The 12,466-nt window shown below is 53.2% G+C and carries 9 protein-coding genes and 2 tRNA genes; 7 read left to right on the top strand and 4 right to left on the bottom strand.

Annotated features, from left to right (window positions below; genetic code table 11):
• Positions 1–3: 3 nt before the first annotated feature.
• The 4 genes from HNQ64_RS15995 to HNQ64_RS15980 all read left to right on the top strand — a co-directional run bounded on the left by HNQ64_RS15995 (position 4) and on the right by HNQ64_RS15980 (position 4,795).
• Entirely contained in the window at positions 4–1,317 is a 1,314-nt protein-coding gene (locus tag HNQ64_RS15995) for a c-type cytochrome domain-containing protein (RefSeq protein WP_184210409.1), read from the top strand.
• Between the two features lie 63 nt (positions 1,318–1,380).
• Entirely contained in the window at positions 1,381–2,697 is a 1,317-nt protein-coding gene (locus HNQ64_RS15990) for an APC family permease (protein WP_184210407.1), read from the top strand.
• 245 nt (positions 2,698–2,942) lie between these two features.
• On the top strand, positions 2,943–3,617 hold the full coding sequence (locus tag HNQ64_RS15985) for a superoxide dismutase (RefSeq protein WP_184210838.1): 675 nt from the start codon (positions 2,943–2,945) through the stop codon (positions 3,615–3,617).
• 83 nt (positions 3,618–3,700) lie between these two features.
• Entirely contained in the window at positions 3,701–4,795 is a 1,095-nt protein-coding gene (locus HNQ64_RS15980; RefSeq protein ID WP_184210405.1) for a hypothetical protein, read from the top strand.
• A gap of 128 nt (positions 4,796–4,923) precedes the next feature.
• Here HNQ64_RS15980 and HNQ64_RS15975 read toward each other — a convergent pair.
• The 4 genes from HNQ64_RS15975 to HNQ64_RS15960 all read right to left on the bottom strand — a co-directional run bounded on the left by HNQ64_RS15975 (position 4,924) and on the right by HNQ64_RS15960 (position 6,841).
• Positions 4,924–5,000: transfer RNA gene (locus HNQ64_RS15975), tRNA-Asp, on the bottom strand.
• Between the two features lie 215 nt (positions 5,001–5,215).
• Positions 5,216–5,292: transfer RNA gene (locus HNQ64_RS15970), tRNA-Asp, on the bottom strand.
• A gap of 80 nt (positions 5,293–5,372) precedes the next feature.
• The gene (locus tag HNQ64_RS15965) at positions 5,373–6,023 is read right to left on the bottom strand and encodes a hypothetical protein (protein ID WP_184210403.1); all 651 of its coding nucleotides are present in this window, start codon (positions 6,021–6,023) and stop codon (positions 5,373–5,375) included.
• A 23-nt stretch (positions 6,024–6,046) separates the two neighbouring features.
• A complete protein-coding gene (locus HNQ64_RS15960; RefSeq protein WP_184210401.1) occupies positions 6,047–6,841 on the bottom strand; it encodes a class I fructose-bisphosphate aldolase in 795 nt (264 codons plus the stop codon).
• 200 nt (positions 6,842–7,041) lie between these two features.
• Between HNQ64_RS15960 and HNQ64_RS15955 the strand changes: the two genes are divergently transcribed.
• The 3 genes from HNQ64_RS15955 to HNQ64_RS15945 all read left to right on the top strand — a co-directional run bounded on the left by HNQ64_RS15955 (position 7,042) and on the right by HNQ64_RS15945 (position 12,466).
• Positions 7,042–8,037, top strand: a complete 996-nt coding sequence (locus tag HNQ64_RS15955) for an SAM-dependent methyltransferase (RefSeq protein ID WP_221305470.1) — start codon at positions 7,042–7,044, stop codon at positions 8,035–8,037.
• A gap of 143 nt (positions 8,038–8,180) precedes the next feature.
• Positions 8,181–9,353 (top strand): efflux RND transporter periplasmic adaptor subunit, encoded by a 1,173-nt coding sequence (locus tag HNQ64_RS15950; RefSeq protein ID WP_184210397.1) that lies wholly within the window; start codon positions 8,181–8,183, stop codon positions 9,351–9,353.
• Complete coding sequence (locus HNQ64_RS15945) at positions 9,350–12,466, top strand: efflux RND transporter permease subunit (RefSeq protein ID WP_184210395.1); 3,117 nt, start codon at positions 9,350–9,352, stop codon at positions 12,464–12,466. Before HNQ64_RS15950 ends, HNQ64_RS15945 begins: the two co-directional genes overlap by 4 nt.

Genomic DNA, 12,466 nt, shown 5'->3' with positions numbered 1-12,466 from the left:
CTCATGCGCTGGTCCTTGCCCTTTTTCTTCACCCTGACTTCCCTCTCTGCAATCCAGGCGGATACGCAGAGCGCCATGCGTGTCCTGAGAGATGAATGCCTGGGCTGTCACAAGCCAGGCAAGGCCAAAGGGGGGCTGCTGCTGACCACGCGTGAGAAAATGCTTATTGGCGGGGACAACGGCACCTCTGTGGTGCCTGGCAAGCCCGCCGAAAGCCCGCTCTATCAACTGGTGCTAGAAGAGGCGGACCCCCACATGCCGCCCAAGAAGCAGCTTGGCAAAGAACAGATCGCGGCGCTGCAAAGCTGGATCCAAGCGGGTGCGGCGTGGGATGCAGCGGTGTTTGATGAACTGCCCAAACCCTCTCCAGTGGCTTTGTCCCCCCTACCCGCTGCTTACCAGCCAGTGCTCGCCCTAGCCATATCTCCGGATGAAAAGCGACTGGCTATCGCGGCGGGCTCACGCGTGCATTTGCATGATTTGACTCAGCCGCAGAATCCACGAATGGGCAGTCTCAGCGGTCACGATGAAACGGTGCAATCCGTGATTTGGACGGCCGATGGGAAAACGGTGATTACGGGAGGTTTTCGCCAAATCAAGCTCTGGGACGCGGCTACCCAGCAAAGCCAAGGGGAGATACGTGCAAATTTTGTCGGCAATCTGACTGCGCTCGCCCTAACAAATGATCAACGCACGCTCTTCGCCTCTGATGGAGAACCGGGTGGAGCGGGCTTCATCCACCGTGTGGACCTCACGGAGAAGAAAATCATCGCCACGTGGAAAGCCCATGATGACACCATCTACTCCCTGAAACTTTCCCCCACGGGCCAAAGCCTAGCCAGTGCGGCAGCAGACAAACTCGCCCGACTTTGGAATGTGGCAGATGGCAAGCTCATCTCCAGTTATGAAGGCCATACGAATCATGTTCTTTCCGTCGCGTTCAACCAAGATGCCACCCAACTGGCCACAGCGGGAGCAGATCGAGAGATCAAGGTCTGGGACGTTAAAAGTCGGGAACAGGATGTGACTTTGGGCGATAAAAAAACAGTTTTTACAGCGCTAGCATGGACACCCGATGGCAAGGCCCTCGTGGCCATCACGGATAAAGGCAGCGGTAGCATTTATACGGAACTAAAAAAGCACGACGGAGCACAGAGGAGTGATACGGCTAAACAGACCAAACTCAACAGCACCGGAAACATGCTGTACAGCGTGGCCATCACGGGCGATGCCAAAAAGATCTTCGCCGGCGGCGATGAAGGAAAAGTCTGGCTGTGGGATGGTGCAGGGAAGCAAACGGGCAGCATTGCACCGTGATCCAATGCAGGTTGTTCCCTTGCATCACGGGCATATCAGGGTTCTCTTCGCCTCCCTAGGTCTATGAATGAAGCTCCCCACTCACGCCCAGGTGTTTCCCTTTTGACTGCCACAGCCATCGTTGTGGCGAATATGATCGGTACTGGGGTCTTCACGAGTCTCGGTTATCAAGTCGGTGGTCTGCCTTCCGGCTTTGCCATCGTCATATTATGGACCATTGGAGGGGTGTGTGCTTTTTGTGGTGCCCTCGCTTACGGAGAACTGGCTGCCGCTTTCCCTAGATCTGGCGGAGAGTATCACTTCCTATCGCGGATATTTCATCCTTCGGTGGGTTTCGTCGCAGGCTGGCTTTCTTCCACAGTCGGGTTTGCAGCCCCCATCGCTTTAGCGGCGATGGCTTTCGGCAAATACTACACGGGAATTTTTCCTGGGGCCTCCGCTTTGCATCTTTCGATAGCTGTCAGCGTGGCGGTGACTATCATTCACATGTTCGGCATCCATGTGGCCTCGAAATTTCAAAACATGGCCACCTGGGGAAAGGTCACCCTGATCCTCATTTTCATTGTTGCAGGAATGCTACTGGCAGAAAGACAGCCTGTGAGCTTCCTACCCACAGTGGGAGATGGCACCTTGATCACCAGCAAGTCATTCGCCATCAGTCTGGTCTTTGTCATGTACTCTTATGCAGGCTGGAATGCAGCGACGTACATCACGGGCGAGATTCGTGATCCTGCGCGTAACGTCCCCAAAGCTATTGCTCTGGGCACAGGACTGGTAACTTTGCTGTATGTAGCCCTGAACGGCGTTTTTTTGTATGCGGCACCCCTGAGCTCCCTGGAAGGAAAAAACGAGGTCGGTCATGTGGCGGCAGATTTCATCTTTGGCAAACTTGGGGGCAATCTGATGTCAGGGTTGATCTGTCTCGGACTCGTTTCCAGCATCAGCGCCATGACATGGGTGGGACCGCGAGTCACCATGGCCATGGGCCAAGATCTAGTACTGCTACGTCCCTTTGCCAAAAAATCTGCGGGCGGAGTTCCCATTGTCGCCTTGCTATTTCAGATCTGCATCGTGGTGACATTGCTCAAGACTTCAAGCTTCGAGCCCGTACTCAAATACGTGCAGTTCAGCATTCAGCTTTGCTCCTTTGCCACCGTGCTTGGGCTCATCGTACTGCGGTGGAGACAGCCTGACTTGCCACGCCCGGTGCGCTGCTGGGGATACCCCATCACACCGCTTCTCTTTTTGGGTATCAGTTTGTGGATGCTGGCCTTCTTGCTGTGGGAAAGTCCCAAGGAGTCCTTGGCTGGATTGGGCACAATTCTTGTGGGACTATTGCTATATGCACTGTCTCCTAAAGAGAAATTTCCATCAGCTTAATGGCTAACGCTGATTGCGTGCAAAACACCGGATAATAAACCAAATCCCTATTGTTGTTTTTTTTCGAATTCAGTTAATCTCGAAAAATGCAATATTCCTCCATGACACGGCGGGGCTTCATTACCGCAGCAACGGCCGCATTTAGCAGCACCGTTTTAGGTGCTCCCGCTCCGTTGTCCACGCCCCTAGGAGTTGCATTACGTCAAGAACCTCTGCCATTTGATTTTGAAGCCTTGGAGCCTTTCATGAAAGCGAGCACGCTGCGACGCCATTATCGCGAGACTCATGCTCAGTATTTGCGAGAGTTGGAATTGGCCCTACAAACCGAGGCAATGACGGTGGGCAATGTCGTCTCTCTCATGCCAGGTATGGATAGGATGATCCAGCCGCAAAAGTCAGACTCCCTCATGCCAATCGGCAGACTGGTCAGCCAGGGTCTGTCATTCCAAGCCCCTCAAACGCTCTCCAAAGAATCCGTTCAGACCATCCGCCGTGCTGGTGGTGGCCACATCAATCACACCGCTTTTTGGCGCTTTCTCTGCCCGCCAGATTCTGGCCCTTCGGGCCCCCAAGGACGGGCTGCACGGGCTATCCTTGAAGACTTTGGCAGTGTGAAAGCCTTTCGACAAGTTTTCAAAGAGACTGCGATGAATCACGTTGGTTCCGGCTGGGCCTGGCTGGTTTATCGGCCAGATGGATGCCTGGTCACGAGCACCACCATGAATGAGGATAATCCCCTCATGAAAGACCACATCCCATGGCACCAATCTGGAAAGCCACTTTTGGCCCTGGACTTGTGGGAACATAGCTACTACGAGCAATACGGAGAAGACCGAGAACAATACATCGACGCATGGTGGAAAGTCGTGAATTGGGAATTCGTCAATCGAGCTTACGCCATCGTCACTGGCAAAGTTTGAAGTTCAGAAAGAGGACAAATCTTTTCTTCTGGCAAGGATGGCTAGGCTGATGCTGTATTGGCATTGCCCCCATCCCCAGCCCCATGAAACGAATTTTCCTCAGCTTGCTTGGCCTTGTCGCTCTTCAGCTTCAAGCGGCAGCCCCGCCAGATCATCAAGCCCGTTTTCTCGCAGGTCTATCTGTAGATGCGACAGAGCTTGAACCCTTGGCGCGAGAAGAGGCCTGGCAGACACATTCGGCCTCTTTTCATCGTGCTTGGCTCGATCTCGAAGAGAGGCAACTTTCAAAGATCCGTACGTGGATGCCCTCTACGCTGAACTACATCTATGAGGATCCTAGCCCTTTATTTTACACTTTCAGTGGTCCTGACTTTCTCTATGCGAATGCCTTTTACCCGAATGCCAGCACCTACATCTTATGCGGGCGTGAACCTGTTGGTACCTTACCGGATGTGGCCACGCTCAGCGACGGAGCGAGAGCGGGGGCACTGGCCAATCTGCGAACGGCACTGAATGCTATTTTGAGCTTCAGCTTTTTCATCACGGCCGACATGAAGAATGACCTCAGTCAAACGCAACTGAGTGGCACGATTCCGGTGTTGTATGTGTTTCTTTCGCGTGCAGGTTGCCGCATCACGAGCGCAGAATTGGTGAAGTTAGATGCCGCTGGGAATCTCACCACGGAGAAGTCTAAAACTCCAGGAGTGAAGATCCGCTTCATAGGCACCACTGGCAAAGAGCAGACCCTCTATTATTTTACCACGGACCTCTCTAATTGGGGCATCAAAACTAACCCTGCTTTCATCGAGTTCTGTAAAAAACAAGGTCAAGGAAATGGCTTTGTCAAAGCTGCCTCTTACTTAATGCACATGACAGAATTCAGCGATGTCCGCGATTTCCTCCTTAACAATACGCGCAACATCATCGAAGACGACAGCGGCATCCCCCTGAAATACTTTGCTGCTGATCAGTGGATGGTCAGTCTGTATGGAAACTACCCAGGCCCGATTGAGCTTTTTAAACAGCATTTCCAGACTGATTTGGATGCTGCCTTCAAAGCAGGGGCTTCAGGCGATCTACCTTTTGGCGTCGGCTACCAATGGAAGCCGGGCATCTCATCCCTCATCGTGAGTACCGCATTCCGCGCGGCTCCGAAGGCACAAGCGGTCGATGAATAAACAAGCTCATTTCGCTTTAGGCCAAGTATCATGCATTCATGGAGCATCGTTAGAGCCCCACAGCTAACAGAAGCCCGAAAAAACAAAAAACCCGTTCATTACTGAACGGGTTTTTTTAACAAACTCACTGGCGGAACGGACGGGACTTGAACCCGCAACCTCCAACGTGACAGGCTGGCGCTCTAACCAATTGAGCTACCGCTCCTTGCTTCGTGAGTGGGTAGAGATGTTACATGAGCTATGGGCTTTCGCAACTGAAAAAGGGTGTTTTTCGCATGCTTTTGTCTTTTTAATCAGCATCGACAAACAGACAGCGATACAGACCTTAATCTCACAACCATCGTTTCGCGGATGTATAACGTGAGCCATTTGATCAACAAAAAACCCATTCATTGCTGAACGGGTTTTTTACAAACTCACTGGCGGAACGGACGGGACTTGAACCCGCAACCTCCAACGTGACAGGCTGGCGCTCTAACCAATTGAGCTACCGCTCCTTGCTTCGTGAGTGGATAGCGATTCTAGATGCACGCAGCAGGTTGGCAACTTGAAAATGATCTTCTTTCGAAGATTGTTTTCATTTGGTTTCTGCCGCTACTTCCACCCCTACTTCGATGTCGTCAAAATAAATGGGCGTATTGGAATAAGGGGTGGCCCAAATACTGACTTTCCCCTGCCCTTTCAGCCCTTTATCCGTATGTTTGATCTGTGCCTCAGCAGGCTCCGCAGCATCCGTAGCCCAGGTCTTACCCGTGATGGCCCATTCTTCGCCGGTTTTCCTCACTTCCAGCTTCATCCACAGCCAGGCATCACTCTTCCAGATAAAGGGTATGCTGGCCAGCGTTTCATCGCTCTTGACCAACTCCAGTGTCTTCTTCGGCGCATTGACGAGCAGCCGATAGCCGCTCATGCCGTGAACAGCGATACCGAAGCGAGGATTGCTTCGCCCCTGCTTGCTGGCAAAGACCTTGGTCTTGATCACCGAATCACCTGCCGCAGACACTGCAAACTGGGCACTGGCATCCACCAGATTATCTGGAGAAATCATGACGGCTTTATTGCCATCTTTCGCAGCGATTTTGATCGTACCATCCACCACGAAAACCTCTTTCGGAGGATCCCCTTCCGACCAATCGTCAGCCGTGAAGGTGAAGGTTTTCAAGTCGGCGCTGTAAGCTTGGGAAAGCAGCAGCAGTGATGAGGCGAGGAGGGCAGGCGTTTTCATCATGGCAGGGGATGAGCCAAACTGGATTAACGAAGAGGTTCTTTCAAAAGAGCCAGGGCTTCCAGTGCCGAGACATCTTCATGCACAACCGCAGAAAGACTGCGCGCAATCGCTGCGGGGTTCTGATGCTGCCAGACATTGCGCCCGATGGCGACACCAGAGGCTCCAGCTTCCATGGCATCTTCCGTCATTTTCAAAAGTGCCGCATCGTCATTGAGAGAAGCACCACCCAGAATAATCACGGGGATCCAGACCTGATCCACCACTTTGCGAAAGTCACCCGGTTTGCAATCAATCGGATAGGGTACCTTGACGACATCTGCCCCCAGTTCTGCGGCGAGGCGAGCGGCAAAAGCCACATTTTCCAGCGTGTATTTATCCGTCTGGCCCAGGCCATAAGGCAGAGCCTCAATGATGACCGGAATATCCAGATCCATGCTGCTGCGGATGATGTCTGCGCACTCCTGAAAATTGATGCGCTCACTGATGGAGTTAGGATAAAGCATGTTCATCACCGCATTGGCTCCCACGGCTTCCGCTTCCTCCACTCCATAGACATTGATGCTGCCTGCGCCATCGCCAGTGATCCGCGTATTGTAAACATCCGTGCGCAGGCAAATGCCTTTGCCAGCCATGGAGTCGGCCGCACGCATCGCCACGCCGAGGTTCATGACATAACCGTCCACGTAGGGGCTCACGGAATCAATCAGAGCGAATGGATTCTCCATGCCCGGCACCGGGATGGCCACAGCGTGGTCAATCGGGAGAATGACGGTCTTGCCGTCACGGAAGAAGATTTCAAGATTTTCTTGGCGGTTCATAACGAGACCTTACGGATGGCGGCGGATGCGTGGGGTGTAAAGTGAGGAAACGAGCGCCAAGCCCCGACTTTGAACAGGAGCCGGTTTGGGAAAAACAGAGTCCCTTTCATTCTTTCTTCAATTCCAAGAATACTCACACGGCCGTGGCTAAATGCCGTTTTACGCGGATAAGAGAGTCAAAGCTTTGTTTCATCCACCCCATGCCACCTCCTGAACCTTTCTCCGCCTTCATGGCTCGCGCACTGTATGATCCAGTGAAAGGTTATTATTCGAGACAGATCCGGACAGTGGGAGCCCGGGGGGATTTCTCCACCACGGCGACTCTTTCTCCTGTTCTCGGCCAATCCATTGCAAAGTGGTTAAAAGAGGAAGCTGCGCTACAACCACAGGTTCGGCAAGTGATCGAAATCGGTGCAGGCAGCGGGGTGCTGATGGCTGGAGTAAAAAAGAGTCTGGGCTGGTGGCAGCGTCGCCGGTTTCAGTGGCACATCGTGGAGACATCTCCAGTTTTGCAAAAACAACAGATGGCACTCTTGGGCAAATCCGTGACTTGGCATCAGGATCTTAAAGATGCTCTCCACGCATGCGGAGGGCAGGCCTTCATCTATCACAATGAACTGCTCGATGCTTTCCCAGCCACGCTGCTGCAAAATCACGAAGATTCCTGGCAGGAAGTCCACCTGGATGAAAAAGGTCGTGAAGTTTTACAACCACTCAGTTGGGATGCCCACCAAAGATCGCTATTTCACGTTTTCGGTGCCTGGCCCACCCGTGCAAAAGCTCAACGCGTGGAAGTGCATGAATCCGTACGACGATGGCTCCAACATTGGGCTCCGGCTTGGAAAAGTGGAGCCATGCTGACAGTGGACTATGGCGGCCTCTTCCCTGCCCTCTACCATCGGCGGCCCGCTGGTACTCTGAGAGCCTATCTACATCAGCATCGGCTAGAAGGTCTCGCCGTGTATCAAAACCCAGGTCGCCAAGATATTACCGCTGATGTCAACTTTAGCGACTTCCGCCTCTGGGCCCAAGAGCTAGGATGGCAAGAAAGCAGCTATGGGACCCAAGCGGACTTCATTCATCATCACCTAAAGAATTTAAACCCAGACACCCGAACAACCTTCATTTTAGAGAAAGACGGAGCAGGCTCAGCCTTTAAACATGTCGTTCATCGAGTAGGCTCATCGTGCCAGTAAAATGCTTTAGTTTAAACTCTCGGTTAGGCGTTTCAAAAGATAGTCCATGGTTTGCTGCGCAAAGCAGCACCCATAAAAAGGCACGCTGAAACGTATGTTGTAGCGGAAGACCCTGTATTTCCCCATTTTTCTCTTTTTACTTTATGCAATTCCCCATTCAGCTCTCTTGGCTGACCCTTGGCATTTGGTTGACTGCCTGCTCTCCCGCGGAAACCAAAGGAGGTAACTCTGGCCGTAAACCGACAGCAGCCATTCCCGTTGTTGTGGCTACTGTGGAGCAAAAAGAAGTCCCCCTCCAATTGCAGGCCATCGGCAATGTGCGGGCCAAATCCACCGTCGCAGTGAAAGCCCGCGTCACGGGCCAGATCTCCGAAGTTAATTTTACCGAAGGTCAGGATGTGAAAAAGGGCGATGTGCTGGCCAAGATAGACCCCGCACCGTTTGCCGTCGTGCTCGCTCAGGCAAAAGCCAAGCTGGCGCAGGCAACAACTCAGGCAGAGATCGCCAAACGCCAATCGGACCGGTATGCCAATCTTTCTCAAAGCGGAGGTGTCTCAAAGGACGAAGTGGACAACTTTAAAAGCACAGCCGATGCCGCCCGTTCCAATCAGGAAGCCGCAGCCGCAGCCGTGAAAGAGGCAGAACTCCAACTCAGCTTTTGCGATGTTGTTTCGCCCATCACAGGTCGTGCAGGTCGGCGAGTCGTGGATGCAGGAAATGTGGTGAAGGCAGATGAGACGGATCTGGTAGTGATCAATCAACTCCGGCCTATCGAGGTCATCTTTGCCGTCCCAGAACAGCATTTCGCGGACATCCAGACTTATATGAAACGTGGCGATTTGAAGGTCACTATCGCGCCCAGTGGCAGCGCCGCTCAGCAAATCCAAGGTCTGCTTTCCTTTGTCGATAACGCCATTAAACCAGCCACCGGCACGCTTGAAGTGAAAGCGACCATGCCTAACGAGGACCTCGCTCTATGGCCAGGGCAGTATGGCGAAGTTGCCCTGACCTTAACCACTCAGCCCAATGCGATCGTCGTCCCCGCCACCGCCGTCCAGACTGGGCAAAAAGGACAATATGTTTTTGTCGTCAAGGACGATAGCCATGTAGATCTGCGAGAGGTGGATCTGGAAAGAACCGTCGGAACCGAAGCCATCATCCGCACCGGTTTAAAAGCCGGTGAAGTGGTCGTCATTGATGGGCAGTTGCGGCTGACTCCAGACAGCAAGGTAGAGATCAAGCCTCCTGTCGGAATGCCACCTGTGATTAAACCGGAAAATGGCAAAATCTCTCAGGCAGCTCCTAAAATCCCATGACGCCCGAACGCTGCATTCACCGGCCTGTCATGACCACGCTGATCATGGCAGGCATCTTGGCCTTTGGTTTACTGGCATTCCAGAAACTGCCTGTTAATGACCTGCCCAACGTCGATTTCCCTACCCTCTCAGTTTCCGCAACTCTGCCAGGCGCAAACCCCGAAACGATGGCGGCCTCCGTGGCAACGCCTCTGGAAAAACAGTTTTCCTCGATCGCAGGCATTGATTCCATGAGCAGCAGCAGTGCTCTGGGCAATACCAGCATTACCATTCAATTTAACTTGGATCGCGACATTGATGGCGCGGCTCTGGATGTGCAATCCGCCATCTCCGCCGCCCAACGTTACCTGCCGGATGACATGCCTAGCCCGCCTTCTTTCCGCAAGGTGAACCCCGCAGATTTCCCGGTACTGATCTTACAACTTAGCTCTGCAACACTACCCATCTCAACGGTGGACGAATACGCGCAAACAGCGCTCGGCCAGCGCATCAGTATGGTAGAAGGGGTGGCACAGGTGCGTGTCTTCGGATCCCAAAAATATGCCGTGCGCGTGCAGGCAGATCCCTTAAAATTAGCTTCTCGAGGCATCAGTCTGGATGAAGTTCGCGATGCAATCGCCGCAGGTAATAGCAATCTGCCAGCCGGTGTTTTGCAGGGCCAGGAGCAAAACTTCACCCTCCAAACAAGCGGCAAACTTTCCACCGCCGCCGCCTTCCGTCCACTGATCATCGCCTATCGGGACGGTGCACCCGTGAGGCTGGATCAAGTGGCGAATGTGCTCGATAGCGTGGAGGAAGATCAAATCGCGAATTGGTCGGGCGATGGCTCACGTTCCATCCTGCTCGCCGTGCAACGGCAACCGGGAGCGAACACGGTGGAAGTAGTGGATTCCATCAAAAAACTGCTGCCCTCCGTGAATGCCCAAATGCCTGCGGCCATGGAACTGAGTGTACTCATTGACCGATCTCAAGCCATTCGTGAGTCGGTCCATGATGTGCAACTCACGCTCGTGCTCACCATTGGCCTCGTGATCGTGGTCATTTTTATGTTCTTGCGGAACTTCCGCGCCACGCTCATTCCCAGCATAGCTATTCCACTCTCTATCGTTGGCACATTTGCGGTGATGTATTTGCTGGGATTCAGCATGAACAATATTTCTCTCATGGCTTTGACGCTGAGTGTGGGATTCATCGTGGACGATGCCATCGTGGTACTGGAGAACATTGTCCGGCACATCGAGAAGGGCGAAACGGTGTGGGATGCGGCTTTGAAGGGCTCGCGCGAAATTGCCTTCACGGTCATTTCTATGACACTGTCCCTCGCTGCCGTCTTTTTACCCGTTCTTTTCATGGGCGGCATTCTCGGGCGATTGCTCAATGAATTTGCCGTCACCATTGGCGTGGCCATCCTGGTCTCCGGTTTTGTTTCGCTGACTCTGACCCCCATGCTTTGCAGTCGCTTCCTGAAACCACATGTACAGGAAAAAAAACATGGCTGGTTTTATCGAGTCACTGAGCGCTTTTTTAACGGCCTCCTGCACATGTATGATGTGACGCTCAAATTCACTCTGCGTCACCGGTTTAGCATGATGCTAGTCACACTCGGCACGGTGGTAGGCACCGCTTGGCTGTTCATGCACTTGCCCAAAGGGTTCATCCCCACAGAAGACACAGGGCAGATCCAAGTCGTTACAGAGGGTGCTCAAGATGCCTCTTTTGAAACCATGTCGCGCCATCAACAAGCAGTGGCAGCCGTGCTAGCGCGCAATCCTCACATTGCCTCATTTAGCTCCAGTGTTGGAGCCAGCGGACCTAGTTCGACAGCGAACAGCGGACGCATGTTCGTTAGCCTAAAACCCCGCAATGAACGACCGAGTGCACAGGCCATTGTGGACCAGTTACGCCCCCAGTTAGCTGCCATCCCAGGGATTCGCGCTTTTCCTCAGGTACCCGCTACCATTCGCATCGGCGGTCGCAGCACCAAAAGTCCTTACCAGTTCACGCTTATCGGGGTGGATATCAAACAACTCTTCGAAGTAGCGCCTAAAGTCGAAGCCACCATGGCAGCGCTGCCTGAGCTGGCTGATGTGACCAGTGACCTACTCATCACCAGTCCGCAGGTGTTTGTGGAGGTGAACCGCAATAAGGCCTCATCTTTAGGCCTAACGGCCACCCAGGTGGAAAGCGCACTGTATGATGCCTATGGCTCCCGTCAGGTATCCTCCATCTATACACCGACTAACCAATATTATGTCATTCTCGAGGTGGATCCGAAATACAGAGCGGACATGGCCTCCCTGGCCCAGCTTTACCTGCGCAGCAGCACAGGAGAACTGGTGCCTCTAGGAAGCGTGGCTGAAATCACCCGCACCGTAGGCCCTCTCACAGTCACTCATTCAGGCCAGTTACCCAGTGTGACGGTGAGTTTTGCCACGAAACCAGGTATCTCCATCGGACAAGCGGTGGATGCGATCAATCGCGCGGTGGACCAGCAACTCCCGGCCGGAATCAGCACGGCCTTCCAAGGAGAAGCTCAAGCATTCCAGTCCTCCCTCGATGGTCTCGGCCTCTTACTCGTCATGGCCGTGGTGGTCATTTATCTTGTGCTGGGCATTCTCTATGAAAGTTTCATTCACCCGCTCACCATTCTCTCAGGCTTGCCGTCAGCAGGTGTCGGAGCCTTGCTCACTCTTTGGTTCTTTGGTTATGAACTGAATCTGTACGGCTTTGTGGGCGTGCTGATGCTCATCGGCATCGTCAAGAAGAACGCCATCATGATGATTGACTTCGCCCTGGAGGCTGAAAGGCATGAGGGCAAGACACCTTCGGAAGCCATCTACGAAGCCTGTTTGGTGCGCTTTCGCCCCATCATGATGACTACCTTCGCCGCCATCATGGGTGCCTTGCCGATTGCACTAGGCTGGGGAGCAGGCGCTGAAGCACGTCGCCCGCTAGGCCTCGCCGTGGTGGGTGGTTTGCTACTCTCCCAGTTGCTCACCCTTTACATCACGCCTGTTTTTTACATCTACATGGAGAAACTCAGTCTGCTGTTTCGACGAAACAAAAAGTCGACATTGAAAGAGGTCATCACCGCTTCACCAACACCTGCCTAG

Origin of the sequence: Prosthecobacter dejongeii (genome assembly GCF_014203045.1) — a bacterium.
Lineage (GTDB): Bacteria > Verrucomicrobiota > Verrucomicrobiia > Verrucomicrobiales > Verrucomicrobiaceae > Prosthecobacter > Prosthecobacter dejongeii.
This window is presented reverse-complemented; position numbering and strand designations above follow the sequence as displayed.